Annotated in this window: 9 protein-coding genes; all 9 read left to right on the top strand. The window is 69.6% G+C overall.

What is annotated here, in order from left to right:
• The first annotated feature begins 1,087 nt into the window (after nt 1-1,087).
• The 9 genes from NKJ47_RS05015 to nagA all read left to right on the top strand — a co-directional run bounded on the left by NKJ47_RS05015 (nt 1,088) and on the right by nagA (nt 15,735).
• Nucleotides 1,088-3,787: a TonB-dependent receptor gene (locus NKJ47_RS05015; RefSeq protein ID WP_254460427.1), complete on the top strand. Its 2,700-nt coding sequence runs from the start codon at nt 1,088-1,090 to the stop codon at nt 3,785-3,787.
• An 85-nt stretch (nt 3,788-3,872) separates the two neighbouring features.
• Nucleotides 3,873-6,776 carry a beta-galactosidase GalA gene (galA, locus tag NKJ47_RS05020; protein ID WP_254460428.1) on the top strand — a complete coding sequence of 968 codons (2,904 nt, stop codon included), beginning with the start codon at nt 3,873-3,875 and terminating at the stop codon, nt 6,774-6,776.
• Nucleotides 6,777-6,780: 4 nt separating this feature from the next.
• Nucleotides 6,781-9,138 carry an alpha-N-acetylglucosaminidase gene (locus NKJ47_RS05025; protein WP_254460429.1) on the top strand — a complete coding sequence of 786 codons (2,358 nt, stop codon included), beginning with the start codon at nt 6,781-6,783 and terminating at the stop codon, nt 9,136-9,138.
• On the top strand, nt 9,135-10,289 hold the full coding sequence (locus NKJ47_RS05030) for an acyltransferase family protein (RefSeq protein WP_254460430.1): 1,155 nt from the start codon (nt 9,135-9,137) through the stop codon (nt 10,287-10,289). The genes NKJ47_RS05025 and NKJ47_RS05030 overlap by 4 nt, the downstream gene beginning before the upstream one ends.
• 71 nt (nt 10,290-10,360) lie before the next feature.
• Entirely contained in the window at nt 10,361-11,116 is a 756-nt protein-coding gene (locus tag NKJ47_RS05035; RefSeq protein WP_254460431.1) for a GntR family transcriptional regulator, read from the top strand.
• A 37-nt stretch (nt 11,117-11,153) separates the two neighbouring features.
• Nucleotides 11,154-12,431 (top strand): sugar MFS transporter, encoded by a 1,278-nt coding sequence (locus NKJ47_RS05040; RefSeq protein WP_254460432.1) that lies wholly within the window; start codon nt 11,154-11,156, stop codon nt 12,429-12,431.
• A gap of 42 nt (nt 12,432-12,473) precedes the next feature.
• Entirely contained in the window at nt 12,474-13,553 is a 1,080-nt protein-coding gene (locus NKJ47_RS05045) for a LacI family DNA-binding transcriptional regulator (protein WP_254460433.1), read from the top strand.
• Nucleotides 13,554-13,561: 8 nt separating this feature from the next.
• On the top strand, nt 13,562-14,590 hold the full coding sequence (locus NKJ47_RS05050; protein ID WP_254461341.1) for an SIS domain-containing protein: 1,029 nt from the start codon (nt 13,562-13,564) through the stop codon (nt 14,588-14,590).
• Complete coding sequence (gene nagA / locus NKJ47_RS05055; RefSeq protein WP_254460434.1) at nt 14,590-15,735, top strand: N-acetylglucosamine-6-phosphate deacetylase; 1,146 nt, start codon at nt 14,590-14,592, stop codon at nt 15,733-15,735. Before NKJ47_RS05050 ends, nagA begins: the two co-directional genes overlap by 1 nt.
• Nucleotides 15,736-15,746: the final 11 nt, after the last annotated feature.

Raw genomic sequence — 15,746 nt, forward strand, 5'->3', positions numbered from 1 at the left:
TGCCTTACTGACGGTGGTGCGGATGCCGGCGGCAGCGCCGGGTGATGCGGAACGCGGAAGCCGCCCTGCGCTGCGCAGGGCGGGGAATGCTGGCGGTGTCGCGTGCACGCGCATGCGCGGCCGGCCCTGGCGCGCGCAGAGCGATGGGATGTGCATCGAGGGCAGGTGCTGCAGGTGCCGCCGGTCGCGGCCGATCCGACCACACCCCGGCAACGGGATGCCGCGGACGCCGCGGCAGGGGAGTCGACAGCACATGCGCCAACGGCTGCGTGCCGGGCAGGTCGCTCCGCTGTGTCCGCTCATGCCATGAAGTGTCGCGTGCGACACGCGGTGCGCGCATCCGGATCATTGCGATCACTTGCCTCCCTTGGCCCGCTTTCGCGCCGCACATGCGCGGCTACACCCCCGTGTGCGCCGATTCTTACGAGGCTATGACAACGATGTCAAGCGTTGGCAAGACAATTTGTCTGGTTCTGGTTTTGCTGCAAAAAACCGGCAGCGGATCCCGGAAAGGACGTTTTTCTGGAATGAAAACTGATTTTTATCAAAGGCTTGCGTTAGTGTCCGGAACGGCTCGCGACCGCGCGCAAATGAGAATGTGGTGCACTTATGCGGCGACGCACAAGATTGGTCTCGTTGCCACAATTGGTGCGTCATAGGTATCGTGACAACGATGCGTGAAGAATGCCGCTCATGAAATATTTTTCAGATACAGGGTGCTGATAAATAAGGGTTTCTATGAGATTTTCGCCCGAGTCCAGGGGTCATTCTCCGATTTCGTGCGGCACGGCGTTGACACGATCTTTCTAAGACCATAAGAATCGAAGCGCCTGGAATTGGTCCTTGCCAATTCGGGCCAGATCCGACCAGTCGCACCATGCAGTCGCCCGTTCCGGGGAAGGGACGGGGACGCGCCTCCCGCAACACGGGGCGCAGGAAACAGCCAGAACGTTCCATCGACGCCGTGTCCGCACGGACGGCATCGCCCTGCGCGTCGCGTCGGGCGCGATGGAGGGTGCTGCCTGCCGATCGCCGCCCTGGATGTCAGACGTCGTCGTGCCGATCCGCCATCAACCAGGATAGCCCAATGCCACATGTCGCCCGCTCCCGCTCGCATTGTTGTCCCCTGTCCGTCCTCGCCAGCGCCATCGCGTTCGGCCTGCTCGGTACCGCCGCGCAGGCGCAGGAAGCGCCCGCGTCCGCTTCGGTTTCCCAGCTCGACACGGTGACCGTCACCAGTTCCTACCAGAAGAGCCTGATCACCGCGCTGGACAACAAGCGCGCGGATGCGCGCATGACCGATGGCATCTCGTCGGAGGACATCGGCAAGTTCCCGGCCGAGAACATCGCCGAGGCGATCCAGCGCATTCCCGGCGTGCAGATCTCCACCATCAACGGCCGCGGCTCGACCATCAGCATCCGCGGCCTGGGCCCGCAGTACTCGGCCACCACCATCAACGGCCAGACCATCAAGAGCGCCGATTTCACCGACGGCTTCCGCTACGACATCATCCAGCCGGAGGTGGCCGCGGCGATCGAGGTGATCAAGTCGCCGTCGGCGGACATGGATGCCGGCGGGCTGTCGGGCACGGTCAACATCGAGACCACCAAGCCGCTGGACTACAAGGAGCGCAAGCTGATCTTCTCGGCGAAGGAGCAGTATTCCCAGTTCGCCGGCGGCGCGCCGACGCCCAAGGGCGTACTGACCTACATCGACCAGTTCCATCTGGCCGACGGCGGCGAACTGGGCGTGTTCGTCAACGCCGGCTACCAGAAGCTGAGGGACCGCGCCGACTACCTGTGGATCGACCGCTGGTACACCCAGGCCACCAGCGACGGCACCCTGTACATCCCGCGCCGTCCGCGCTACCGCTCGATCGAGCGCGAGACCGACCGCAAGATGCTCACCGCCGGCCTGCAGTGGAAACCCAACGACCGGCTGGAGATGAACCTGACCGCGCTGTATTCGCAGGACAAGACCGACAACGACATGAACCAGTTGGTCTACTCGTTCGATCGCAATTACCTGAACGTGCTGCAGACCGAAGGCCTGACCGCGACGCGGGTTTCGGCGTCCAACTACTGGCTGGAGAACAACCGCCAGCTCGAGCGCCACGACCTGAGCTCGCAACTGCTGACCTGGGACACCCGCTGGCGGGGCGACGCCTGGACCTTCAGCGGCGTGGCCAACTACACCGAAGGCAAGACCGACGAGGACGAGCGCGCGGTGATCCTCGGCCGCAAGCCGAGCGCGACGCTGTTCGACATGTCCAACCCCGGCGCGATCTCGCTGACTACCGACGCCGACGCCACCGACGCCAGCGCCTGGAACAAGGCCAACCTGGTCCGCGACGAATATCCCAACGGCGCGATCAACGCGCTGCGCAACAAGGAATGGTCGCTGCAGTTCGACGCCGAGCGTTACGTCGGCAACGGCTTCCTCGACGCGGTCAAGGTCGGCACCAAGTTCCGCCGCGAGACCTTCGACCGCAACGTCTGGCGTCGCGACTTCCTGTACCTGATCAACTCCGGCGCGGTGTCCGGTTACGGCATGTTCCCGGAGCTGTCGGCGGCCAGTTCCAACGTCCGCAACTTCCTCGACGGCGACCTGGCCTCGCAGAGCGACTGGGTGGCGCCGGACGTATACGCCTACGCCGACGCGCTGGCCGCCTCCGGCATCACCGTGCCGGTGCTGTTCGCGCCGCAGGCCAGCTACCACATCCGCAACGACATCTTCTCCGCCTACGCGCTGGCCAGGATCGACACCGACCTCGGCAGCATGCGCCTGCGCGGCAACGTCGGCGTGCGCTACGAGAACACCAAGCGCACCACCGATACCTACCTGACCACCGCCTCGCAGTACAGCGAGGACGCCAACGAGGTGGTGGGCACCGAGCGCGCGCCGTACGACTACCACAACTGGCTGCCGAGCCTGAACCTGGTGCTGGACATGCGCGAGGACCTGCTGCTGCGCTTTGCCGCCGGCAAGGTGCTGGTGCGCCCGATCCTGGACAGCAACACTGCCATCGCCACCACCATCTCCTCCGGCAGCAACACCGGCGGCACCACCACCTACGACGTGGCGCTGGGCCAGACCGACCTGAAGGCGCTGACCGCCGACCAGGCCGACCTGAGCCTGGAGTGGTACTACGGCCAGGGCGGCGGGCTGACCCTGGCCGGCTTCTGGAAGAACGTCAAGAACGGCACCTTCAACAGCATCGTCTGCCCGACCGCGTTCAACGGCACGGCGCTGTCCACCAATGGCGCCGGCGACTGCGTGGACGGCAGCGGCAACATCTACGAGATCACCGCCACCCGCAACGATCCGAGCAAGGTCAAGATCAAGGGCTACGAACTGGGCTGGACGCAATCCTTCGATGCCTGGCTGCCGATCCAGGGCTTCGGCCTGACCGCCAACTTCACCCGGGTGATCCCGCAGCGCGACACCGACTTCAAGATCCGCAACCTATCGGAGAAGACCTGGAACGCCACCGGCTACTGGGAGAACGCGATGTTCTCCGCGCGCCTGTCGCTGAACCACCGCAGCGAGTACGAGCAGGACAGCAGCGACAGCTTCTTCGCCCGCGAAGGCCACACCATGAAGGCGCGCACCCAGGTCGATGCAGTGCTCGGCTACCAGGCCACCGACACGCTCAGCTTCCAGCTCGGCGCGCTCAACCTGACCAACAAGAAGGAACAGGCGTACAAGGACATCAGCAGCCGCTGGCAGATGACCGGGGTCACCGGCCGCAGCTTCTACGTGTCGATGCAGTGGGACATCCTGTGAGGGCGGCGCAGGCGGCTGCGGGCTAGCGCGAACCTGGCCCGGCGCCGCGGTGGCGCCGGGCGGCCGATCCGAGGAGGGCAGGCGCATGCAACGAAGAACGTTCCTGGCCGGCAGCGCCGGCGCCGGCCTGCTGCTGGCGCTGCCGCGCGGGAGCTGGGCCGGCACCGCCGCGTCCACCGGCATTGCCGACACCGGCACGGCCGCGGTGGCGGCCGTGCCGCAGGTGACCCTGGCCCCCGATCCGGGCCTGTTCTGCCTGGACGAGGGCTGGCGTTTCCACGCAGGCGACATCCCGTTTCCGCCGATCAGCGGGCAGGACGCCAGCTACGACAATGCCAAGGCCGGCAAGGCCTGGGGCGCGGCCGCCGGCGATTTCGACGACAGCCAATGGCGGCAACTGCGGCTGCCGCACGATTTCGCCATCGAGCAGCCGATCGAGGCCAGCGCCAACGTGGCGCAGGGCTATCGCCGCCGCGGCATCGCCTGGTACCGGCGCAGCCTGCGGCTGGACGAGGCGCAGCGCGGCAAGGCGCTGGAGCTGCGGTTCGACGGCATTTCCAGCCGTGCCACGGTGTGGGTCAACGGCCTGCTGATGGCGCGCAGCTGGAGCGGCTACGACGGCATCGCCATCGACATGACCGCGGTCGCGCGCTATGGCCAGGACCTCAACACCATCGCGGTGCGCGTGGACGCCGAGGCGATGGACGGCTGGTGGTACGAAGGCGCCGGGATCTACCGGCACACCTGGCTGGCGGTGCGCGATGCGCTGCATATCGTCGGCGACGGCGTGCATGCGGTGCCGCGCGCCGGGGCCGACGAGCGCTGGACGCTGCCGGTGACGGTCACCGTCGCCAATGTCGGCGAGCAGGCCGACGCGGCGCTGCTGGAGGCGACGCTGTACGACGCGCAGGGCACGGTGGTGGCGCAGGGCAGCACCCCGCTGCAGGTCGGCGCGCTGGCGCAGGCGGCGCAGGTCGCGTTGCAGGTGGTGCGGCCGCAGCGCTGGGACGTGGCCGCGCCGCATCTGTACCGGCTCGCCGCGGTGCTGCGCAGCGACGGGCGCGAGCGCGATCGCCGCGAGTGCGCGATCGGCTTCCGCACGCTGCGTTTCGACGCCGAGCACGGCTTCTTCCTCAACGAGCGGCCGCTCAGGATCAAGGGCGCCTGCCTGCATCAGGACCATGCCGGGGTCGGCGTGGGGGTGCCGGACAGCCTGCTCGATTTCCGCATCCGCCGGCTCAAGGCGCTGGGCTGCAATGCGATCCGCCTGCACCACGCGGTGGCCGGCGAACTGCTCGACGTGTGCGACCGCCAGGGCATGCTGGTGATGGCCGAGAACCGCGTGTTCAATCCCGCTCCCGACTACGCCGCGCAACTGCGCTGGCTGGTGCGCCGCGACCGTAACCGCGCCTGCGTGTTCCTGTGGTCGGTGTTCAACGAAGAGCCGATGCAGGGCACCGCCGCCGGCTACGAAATGGTGCGCCGCGCGGTGGCGCTGGTGCGCGAACTCGACGACAGCCGCCCGGTCACCGCGGCGATGAACGACGGCATGCTGACCGAGCGCAATGCGGCCCAGGCGGTGGACGTGGTCGGCTTCAACTACCGCCAGTTCAACTACGACCGGGTGCATGCGGCGATGCCGCACACGCCGCTGCTGTCCAGCGAGGACACCAGCGCCTTCCAGACCCGCGGCGCCTGGTTCACCGACATGGACGCGCACGTCATCGCCGAGGACGATTCGGTGGCCGCGCCCTGGGGCAACACCCATCGCACCTCCTGGAAGCTGATCAGCGAGCGGCCCTACCTGGCCGGCACCTTCGTCTGGACCGGCTTCGACTATCGCGGCGAGCCGACCCCGTTCGAATGGCCGTCGGTGTCCTCGTTCTTCGGCATCATGGACCTGTGCGGTTTCCCGAAAGGCGCCTACTGGCTGCGCCAGGCACAGTGGATCGACGCGGCGCCGGTACTGCAGTTGCTGCCGCACTGGAACTGGCCGGGCCGCGAGGGCACGCCGATCAAGGTGATGGCGTTCTGCAACGCGCAGCAGGTGGAGCTGTGGCTCAACGGCCGCTCGCAGGGGCGGCAGGCGGTGGACCGGATCGCGATGAACACCTGGCAGGTCGTGTACGCGCCCGGCGTGCTGGAAGCGGTGGCGTACCGCGACGGGCGCGAGGTGGCGCGGCAGCGGGTGCAGACGGTTGGCGCGCCGGTCGCGCTGCGGGCGACCCCGGACCGCACGCGCATGCGCGGCGACGGCCGCGACGCGCAACCGATCACCCTGGAAGCGGTGGACGCAGAAGGCCGCCATGTGCCGTTCGCCGATGCGCAGATCGCGCTGCAGGTCGAAGGCGGGCGCCTGCTCGGCGTCGGCAACGGCGACCCGAACCGGCACGCGCCCGACAACGTACCGCAGGTGCGCTTGTTCAACGGCCTGGCGCAGGCCATCGTCGAGGCCGGCAGCGGCAGCGGCAGCGGCAGCGGCAGCGGCAGCGGTCAGCTGCGCATCGTGGCGCACGCGCCGGGCCTGCGCGCGGCGCAGGCAAGCATCGCGCTGGAGGCGGCGGCACCGCCGTTGTCGTGGCCGCCGGCCGCCGCGGCGATGGTGGTGGGCGGCTGGCGGCGTACCCTGCCGTTCGCCGCGCCGCCGGATCCTGCGTTGCCGCGCGCGGCCAACGACAACAACAGCTGGAGCTTCTGCCAGCCGGGCAATCTGGAGACGCGCGCCGAGCGCGACGGCTACGTGCTGTACCGCACCGCGTTCACGCCCTGGGCCGGGATCCAGCAGCGCGGCGGCCGCTTGCGGCTCGGCCGCGCGACCGGTGCGGTGCGGGTCTATCTGGACCGGCGACCGGTCGCCAGCGTGGCCGCCGGGCAGCCGGTGTCCCTGCGGCTTCCGCCCGCGGCCGGCGAACGGGTGCTGGCGGTGGTGATGCAGGTGAAGGCCGGAACACCTTTCGGTTTCGACGATGTCGCGACAGTGGAGTATTGAGCCGATGAAACGCGCTTTTCGCCAGATTTTCTCGCATGGCCACGCCAGGCTGCGCCGCATCCCCGCGTTGCCCGTGCGTGCGCATGCGCTGCTGTTGCTGCTGGCCTGTGCGGTGCTGGCAGCGGACGCGTTCGCCGCGCCCGCGCAGGACACGTCCGGCGGCACCGCACGCGAGGTGCTGCTGCGCACGCTCGGGCCACGCGCGGCCGAGCTGCGCCTGCAGCGGCAGCCGCGCGGCGGCGGCAACGACTGGTACCAGGTCGCTGCGGATGCCGGCAGCCTGCGCGTGTCCGGTTCCTCGGAGGTGGCGCTGGCGCATGGCGCCTACAGCTACCTGCAGTCGATCGGCGCGGCATCGGTGAGCTGGGAAGGCAGCCGCGTGGCGCTGCCGACGGCCTATGCCGATGTGCATGGGCCGCGCGTGGTCACCCCGTTCGCGCACCGCGCCTATCTCAACGTCTGCACCTACGGCTACACCACGCCGTGGTGGGACTGGGCGCGCTGGGAACGCGAGATCGACTGGATGGCGCTGCACGGCATCGACATGCCGCTGGCGATGGAGGGCCAGGAGTACGTGTGGCAGGCGCTGTGGCGCGAGTTCGGCGTCGCCGATGCGGACCTTGCGGGGTACTTCTCCGGCCCGGCGTTCGCGCCGTGGCAGCGCATGGGCAACATCGAAGGCTACGACGCGCCGCTGCCGCAGCAGTGGATCGAGGACAAGCATGCGCTGCAGCTGCGCATCCTGCAGCGCATGCGCGCGCTGGGCATGAAGCCGGTGCTGCCGGCCTTCGCCGGCTACGTGCCGAAGGCGTTCGCGCAGGCGCATCCGCAGGCGCGGATCTACCGCATGCGCGCCTGGGAGGGCTTCCACGAGACCTACTGGCTGGACCCGGCCGATCCGCTGTTCGCGCGGATCGCGCAGCGCTTCATCCAGCTCTACGACCGCACCTACGGCAAGGGCACCTACTACCTGGCCGATGCGTTCAACGAGATGCTGCCGCCGATCGCCGCCGACGGCAGCGACGCGCGCCTGGCCAGCTACGGCGACAGCACCGCCAACACCGCCAAGACCAAGCCGCCGGAGGTGCCGCCGGCGCAGCGCGACAAGCGCCTGGCCGAGTACGGCCGCGCGCTGTACGCCTCGATCCACCGCGCCAACCCGGATGCGGTGTGGGTGATGCAGGGCTGGCTGTTCGGCGCCGACCGCCACTTCTGGACGCCGCAGGCGATCGCCGCATTTCTGCGCGAGGTGCCCAACGACAAGTTGCTGGTGCTGGATATCGGCAACGACCGCTACCCCGGCACCTGGAAGCTGTCCGACGCGTTCGACGGCAAGCAGTGGATCTATGGCTACGTGCACAACTACGGCGGCAGCAATCCGGTGTACGGCGACCTGGCGTTCTACCGCGAGGACCTGCGCACGCTGCTCGCCGACAAGGGCAAGCAGAAACTGGTCGGCTTCGGCGCGTTCCCGGAAGGGCTGCACACCACCTCGGTGGTCTACGAGTACATGTACGCGCTGGCCTGGGGCGCGCAGCAGCGTCCGCTGCAGGACTGGCTCGACGACTACACCCGCGCCCGCTACGGGCATACCTCGCCGGCCTTGCGCGCGGCCTGGGACGACCTGCAGGCCTCGGTGCTGTCGACCCGTTACTGGACGCCGCGCTGGTGGCGCAGTCGCGCCGGCGCCTACCTGCTGTTCAAGCGGCCGACGCTGGACATCGGCGAGTTCGAGGGCGCGCCCGGCGATCCGCCGCGGCTGCGCCGCGCGCTGCAGCAACTGCTGGCGCTGGCGCCGGAATACGCCGACGCGCCGTTGTACCGCTACGACCTGGTCGATTTCGCCCGCCACTACGCCACCGGCCGCGTGGACGCGCAGTTGCAGCAGGCGGTGGCCGCCTACAGGCGCGGCGACGTTGCGGCCGGCGACGCGGCGACGGCGCGCGTACGGGAAGAGGTAACCCAACTCGACAGCCTGGTCGGCGGCCAGCAGGACACCCTGTCGAGCTGGCTCGACGCGGCCGCCGGCTACGCGAAGACGCCGCAGGACGCGGCCTACTACCGGCGCGACGCCAAGGCCCAGGTCAGCGTGTGGGGCGGCGAGGGCAATCTCGGCGACTACGCGTCCAAGGCCTGGCAGGGCATGTATGCGGACTACTACCTGCCGCGCTGGACCCTGGCGCTGCAGATGCTGCGCGAGGCGGCGGTCGCCGGCGGCAGCGTGGACGAAGCGCAACTGCAGCAGCGGCTGCGCGCCTGGGAGCGCGACTGGGTGGCGCGCGAGACCGCATACGTGCGGCACGCACCGGCCGATCCGGTCGCCGCGGTGCGCACGCTGCTGCAACAGGTGGATGCCCCATGAGCGCCGTGCCCACGCATCCTGCCGCCGTGGCGCCGGCGCGCGAGCGCTTCCTGTCGCTGGACGTGTTCCGCGGCCTGACCATCTTCCTGATGATCCTGGTCAACACGCCGGGCGCCGGGGCCGACGCGTTCGTGCAGCTGCGGCACGCGCCGTGGTTCGGCTTCACCGCCGCCGACCTGGTGTTCCCGTCGTTCCTGTTCGCGGTCGGCAATGCGATGAGCTTCGCGCTGGACCGCGGCCAGCCGCTCGGCGCGTTCCTGCGCCGGGTCGGCAAGCGCAGCGCGTTGATCTTCCTGCTCGGCTTCCTGATGTACTGGTTCCCGTTCGTGCACCAGGGCGCCGACGGCCATTGGAGCTTCACCGCGATCGACCAGACCCGGGTGCCGGGCGTGCTGCAGCGCATCGCGCTGTGCTATGCGCTGGCCGCGCTGCTGTGCCGCTGGCTGCCGCCGCGCGGCCTGCTGGTCATGTGCGTGGCGCTGCTGCTTGGCTACTGGGGCGCGCTGTACCTGTGGGGCCAGCCGGGCGCGGAGCTGAGCAAGCTCGGCAATGCCGGCACGCGCCTGGACCTGTGGCTGCTGGATCCGGCGCAGCTGTACCGCAAGGACGGCGGGTTCGATCCGGAGGGCCTGCTCGGCACGCTGCCGGCCACGGTCAACGTCATCGCCGGCTACCTGACCGGGCTGTACGTGCGCCGGGTCGGCAAGCAGGCGCGCACGGTGCGCTGGCTGTGGCTGGCCGGTGTCGCGCTGATCCTGCTGGCGCTGGCCTGGCAGCCGTGGTTCCCGCTGGCCAAGAAACTGTGGACCGGTTCGTTCGTACTGCTGACGGTGGGCCTGGACCTGTGGCTGCTGGGCGCTTTGCTGTGGGCGATCGAGGTGCGCGGCTGGCAGGCCGGCAGCGGCTTCTTCACCGTGCTCGGGCGCAATCCGCTGGCGATCTACCTGTTCTCGGAACTGTTCGTGATCAGCCTGCGGATGGTCCCGGCCGGGGGCAGCGGCATGGACCTGTACCAATGGCTGGGGATCGCGGTGTTCCAGCGGCTGCTGCCCGGACCCTGGGGCAGCCTGGCCTGCGCGCTGGCCTACACCCTGCTGTGCTGGGCGGTGGGCTGGTGGATGGACCGGCGGCGGCTGTACCTGCGGCTGTAGCCCGGCGTGCACGCACCGCGAATTGGTACTATATTGGACATAACGAATCCATGCGGACTGGAGAGCGCGCCATGACCAAGCCCAAGCCGCAGGCCGATCCCCGCCTGCACGCGCTGGCCGTGGATCCGGACGCCCCGACCCCGCTGTACCTGCAACTGGCGAGCAAGCTGGTGGAGGCGATCAAGGGCGGGCAGTGGAAGCCGGGCGAGGCGCTGCCGGCCGAGCGCCAGCTGTGCGAATACCTGCAGGTGTCGCGGGTGACCCTGCGCCAGGCGGTGGACGCGCTGGTCGAGCAAGGCCTGGTGTCGCGCCGGCAGGGCGCCGGCACCTTCGTCACCTCGCACATCCAGCACCAGCTCAGCGGCCTGGCCAGTTTCAGCGAGACGCTGCGCATGAAGGGGCTGGAGCCGGGCACGCGCTGGCTGGAGCGGCGCACGCGCCCGGCCCACGGCGAGGAGATCCTGCGCCTGGGCCTGTCGCCGGACACGGCGGTGGCGGCGCTGACCCGCCTGCGCAGCGCCGACGGCCGGGTGATGGCCTACGAGAAGGCGGTGCTGCCGCAGCACGTGGTGCCCGACCCGCACGCCATCGCCGATTCGCTCTACAGCTACCTGGACGAGCGCGGCACGCCGGTGGTGCGCGCGCTGCAGTACTTCCGCGCCATCAACCTGCCGGCGCGGCTGGCCGGGCATCTCGGCATGAAGGAAGGCGAGGCGATCCTGCACGTGGTGCGGGTCGGCTACACCCGCGACGGCAGCGCGATCGAACTGACCGACACCTATTGCCACAACGACTACTACGACTTCGTCGCCGAACTGCGACGCTGATCGCCGAACCCCGCGCCCACCCGGAGCACGCCCGCCCATGACCACTGCACGGCCCGCCAGTCCCTACGCCTCGATCGCCATCGTCGGCCTGCTGTTCTTCATCATCGGCTTCTTTACCTGGATCAACGGGCCGTTGATCACCTTCGTGCGCCTGGCGTTCGATCTCAACGAGGTCAACGCGTTCCTGGTGCTGATGGTGTTCTACCTGTCCTACTTCTTCCTGGCGCTGCCGTCGTCGTGGATCCTCAAGCGCACCGGCATGAAGAAGGGGCTGGCGCTGAGCCTGGTGGTGATGGCCGCCGGCGCCGCCGCATTCGGCCAGTTCGCGACCCAGCGCTTCTACCCGGGCGCGCTGATTGGCCTGTTCGTGATCGGCAGCGGCCTGGCCCTGCTGCAGACCGCGATCAATCCCTACATCAGCATCCTCGGCCCGATCGAGAGCGCCGCGCGGCGCATCGCGCTGATGGGCATCTGCAACAAGATCGCCGGCATCCTGGCGCCGTTCCTGATCGGCACGCTGGTGCTGCACGGCGTCGGCGACCTCGCTGCGCAGGTGCAGGCGGCCGACCCGGCGACCAAGGAGGCGCTGCTCGCCGCCTTCGCCGCCAAGATCCACGCGCCGTACCTGGTGATGGCCGGCGTGCTGGTGCTGGTGGCGCTGGGCGTGCTGTTCTCGCCGCTGCCGGAACTGCAGGCGGCCGAGGTCAACGCCACGCCGGTCGGCGCCGCCGCGCAGCAGAAGCGCAGCATCTTCCAGTTCCCGCACCTGTGGCTGGGCGTGCTGTGCCTGTTCGTGTACGTGGGCGTGGAAGTGATGGCCGGCGATGCGATCGGCACCTACGGCAACGGCTTCCACCTGCCGCTGGACCAGACCAAGCTGTTCACCTCCTTCACCCTCGGCGCGATGCTCGTCGGCTACGTGGCCGGGCTGGTGCTGATCCCCAACGTGATCTCGCAGGCCCGCTACCTGAGCGTGTCGGCGGTGCTCGGGGTGCTGTTCTCGGTGGGCGCCTACCTCACCCATGGCTACGTGTCGGTGGGCTTCGTCGCCGCGCTGGGCTTCGCCAACGCGATGATGTGGCCGGCGATCTTCCCGCTGGCGATCAAGGGCCTGGGCCGCTTCACCGAAATCGGCTCGGCCCTGCTGGTGATGGGCATCGCCGGCGGCGCCATCATTCCGCAGCTGTTCGCCGTCCTCAAGCAGCACATCGATTTCCAGTTGGTGTTCCTCCTGCTGATGGTGCCCTGCTACCTGTACATCCTGTTCTATTCCCTGGTCGGCCACCGCGCCGGGCAGGCCGCTGCCCGCGCGTGATCGCGCATCATGGGTGACTTTCCCGACGTGCAGGACCGCCACATGCGCAGACCCACCATCAAAGACGTCGCCGAACGGGCGCGGGTGTCGCTGAAGACCGTCTCGCGAGTCATCAACAACGAACCGTCGGTGATGCAGGCCACGCGTTCGCGCGTGCTGCACGCCATCGCCGAGCTGGACTACGAGCCCGATCCGTCGGCGCGCAACCTGCGCAGCGGCACCCCGTTCGTGATCGGGCTGGTCTACGACAACCCCAACCCGTACCACATCATCGGCGTGCAGAACGGTGTGCTCGCCGCCTGCCGCGAGACCGGCTTCGGGCTGCAGATCCATCCCTGCGATTCCACCGCGCCGATGCTCGCCGAGGAGCTGGCCGAGTGGACCCAGCGCTCGCGCCTGGCCGGGCTGGTGCTGACCGCGCCGATGTCCGAGCGCGCCGAACTGGTCGCGGCGCTGGCCGCGCGCGGGATCAAGACCGTACGCATCATCGCCGCCACCGAGGATCCGCAGGACGGCCCGTGCGTCTATGTCGACGACCGCGACGCCGCCTACGAGATCACCGAACACCTGATCCAGCTCGGCCACCAGCGCATCGGCTTCCTGTGGGGCGGCACCTCGCACCGCTCCAGCGGCGAGCGCTACGCCGGCTACGAGGCGGCGCTGAAGGACTACGGCATCACCCTGGACAAGCACCTGGTGGTGCCCGGCGACTACACCTTCGACGACGGCTTCCGCGGCGCGCGGCGGCTGCTGGCGCTGCGCGAGCCGCCGACGGCGATCTTCGGTTCCAACGACGAGATCGCCGCCGGCGTGCTGGCCGCGGCCAAGTCGGCGGGCATGAACGTGCCCTACGACCTGTCCATCGCCGGTTTCGAGGACAGCCCGTTCTCGCGCCAGTCGTGGCCGCCGCTGACCACCGCCAAGCAGGCCACCGAGGACATCGCCCGCCACGCCGCGCGGCTGCTGATCAGCCAGCTGCGCAGCGATGCCTACGAAGACCATCCGGCGCCGGTGCACAACCAGGGCTTCGTGCCGCAGCTGGTGGTGCGCGGCTCCACCGCGCCCATGCAGCCGCATTCCCCGCAGCATCCCCGCCGCTCCTCCTCTCCCGACCCCACATGACCCTGCCCATGGCGCTGCCCTCCGAAACCGAAACCCTGATGTTCCGCGAAGCCGCGGAAGCCGCCGCGGTCGTCGCCGCGCAGTTCGAACGCAACCACGCCACGGTGAGCGCGCTTGCCGCGGCGCTGCGTGCCGAGCCGCCGCCGTTCGTGGTGACCTGCGCGCGCGGCAGCTCCGACCACGCCGCCACCTACGCCAAGTACCTGTTCGAGACCCAGCTTGGCGTGGTCACCGCCTCGGCCTCGCCGTCGGTGGGCTCGGTGTACGAAGCGCCGCTGCGCTTGCGCGGGGCGCTGTACCTGGTGATCTCGCAGTCGGGCAAGAGCCCGGACCTGCTGCGCAACGCGCAGGCGGCCAAGGACGCCGGCGCGCGCGTGGTGGCCCTGGTCAACGTCGAGGATTCGCCGCTGGCGCAATTGGCCGACACGGTGATCCCGCTCGGCGCCGGCCCGGAGAAGAGCGTGGCCGCGACCAAGAGCTACCTGGCGTCGCTGGCGGCGATCCTGCAGCTCGGCGCGCACTGGAAGAACGACCCGGCGCTGCTGGGCGCGCTGCAGGAACTGCCGCAGGCGCTGCGCGCGGCCTGGCAGGCCGACTGGCGCTCGCTGACCGACGGCCTGGTCGAGGCGCACAACCTGTTCGTGCTCGACCGCGGCCTGGGCCTGGCGGCGGCGCAGGAGGCGGCGTTGAAGTTCAAGGAAACCTGCGGCCTGCACGCCGAGGCCTACAGCTCGGCGGAAGTGAAGCACGGGCCGATGGCGCTGGTCGGCCCGGGCTTCCCGGTGCTGGCGTTCGACCAGCCGGACGAAGCGGGCGAGGGCACCCGGCGCCTGGCCGAGGAATTCCGCGGCCGCGGCGCGCAGGTGTGGCTGGCCAGTGCCGGCGGCGACCTGCCGCTGGTCGCCGCGCCGCACCCGGCGTGCGCGCCGCTGCTGGCGATCCAGAGCTTCTACCGCGCGATCAACGCCCTGGCGCTGCGCCGCGGCTACAACCCGGACCTGCCGCCGCATCTGAACAAAGTGACGGAGACCGTCTGATGACCACGGTGGCGCTGCGCAATGCGCGCGTGCTCGGCGAGGACGGGTTTCTCGACGGCGTCGGCGTGCTGCTGGAGGGCGGGCGCATCCTCGCCCTGCTCGACGACGCCGATCCGCGCGTGGCGGCGGCACCGGTGCAGCACGATCTGGGCGGCGGCAGCCTGCTGCCTGGCTTCATCGACCTGCAGGTCAACGGCGGCGGCGGCGTGCTGTTCAACAACCGCACCGACGTGGAGGCGCTGCGCCGCATCGGCCAGGGCCATCGCCGCTACGGCACCACCGGTTACCTGCCGACGCTGATCAGCGACGACGTGGAGGTGATGCGCGCGGCGATCGCCGCGACCCGCCAGGCCATCGCCGAGGGCGTGCCGGGCGTGCTCGGCATCCATCTGGAAGGGCCGTACCTGGCGCCGGCGCGCAAGGGCACCCACAACGCCGACAAGTTCCGCGTGCCCGACGCCGACGAACTGGCCCTGGTCACCTCGCTGGACAACGGCGTCACCCTGATCACCCTGGCCCCGGAACGCGTGCCGGCGGCCAGCATCCGCACCCTGGCCGCGGCCGGCGCGCGCGTGTTCGCCGGCCACACCGCCGCCAGTTACGAAGAGACCCGCGCCGGACTGGACGCCGGCATCTGCGGCTTCACCCATCTGTACAACGCCATGACCCCGCTGCAGGGGCGCGATCCCGGCGTGGTCGGCGCGGCGCTGGAAGACCGCAACGCCTGGTGTGGAGTGATCGTCGACGGCGTGCACGTGCATCCGGCCAGCCTGCGCGTGGCGCTGGCGGCCAAGCCGCGCGGCACCGTGTTCCTGGTCACCGACGCGATGCCGATGGTCGGCGCCGACAGCCCCGCGTTCGATCTGTACGGCGAAACCATCACCGCCATCGACGGCGTGGTGCGCAATGCCGCCGGCGCCCTGGCCGGCTCGGCGCTGGACATGGCCAGCGCGGTGCGCAACAGCGTGCAGTGGCTGGGCGTGCCGCTGGAGGAGGCCGCACGCATGGCCTCGCTGTACCCCGCGCAATGCGTGGGCCTGGACCACCGCTACGGCCACATTGCGCCGGGCTACCAGGCCGACCTGGTGTTGCTGGACGACGCGTTGCAGGTCCGTCATACCTGGATCGCCGGCGCGATGGAGTAATCCGTCGCGGG

Source organism: Xanthomonas sacchari (assembly GCF_024266585.1).
GTDB classification, from domain to species: Bacteria; Pseudomonadota; Gammaproteobacteria; order Xanthomonadales; family Xanthomonadaceae; genus Xanthomonas_A; species Xanthomonas_A sacchari_C.

Coding starts and splice junctions, on each gene's coding strand:
- nagA (WP_254460434.1), top strand. CDS start 14,590: ATGACCACGGTGGCGCTGCGCAATGCGCGCGTGCTCGGCGAGGACGGG.
- NKJ47_RS05045 (WP_254460433.1), top strand. CDS start 12,474: ATGCGCAGACCCACCATCAAAGACGTCGCCGAACGGGCGCGGGTGTCG.
- NKJ47_RS05035 (WP_254460431.1), top strand. CDS start 10,361: ATGACCAAGCCCAAGCCGCAGGCCGATCCCCGCCTGCACGCGCTGGCC.
- NKJ47_RS05040 (WP_254460432.1), top strand. CDS start 11,154: ATGACCACTGCACGGCCCGCCAGTCCCTACGCCTCGATCGCCATCGTC.
- NKJ47_RS05025 (WP_254460429.1), top strand. CDS start 6,781: ATGAAACGCGCTTTTCGCCAGATTTTCTCGCATGGCCACGCCAGGCTG.
- NKJ47_RS05030 (WP_254460430.1), top strand. CDS start 9,135: ATGAGCGCCGTGCCCACGCATCCTGCCGCCGTGGCGCCGGCGCGCGAG.
- galA (WP_254460428.1), top strand. CDS start 3,873: ATGCAACGAAGAACGTTCCTGGCCGGCAGCGCCGGCGCCGGCCTGCTG.
- NKJ47_RS05015 (WP_254460427.1), top strand. CDS start 1,088: ATGCCACATGTCGCCCGCTCCCGCTCGCATTGTTGTCCCCTGTCCGTC.
- NKJ47_RS05050 (WP_254461341.1), top strand. CDS start 13,562: ATGGCGCTGCCCTCCGAAACCGAAACCCTGATGTTCCGCGAAGCCGCG.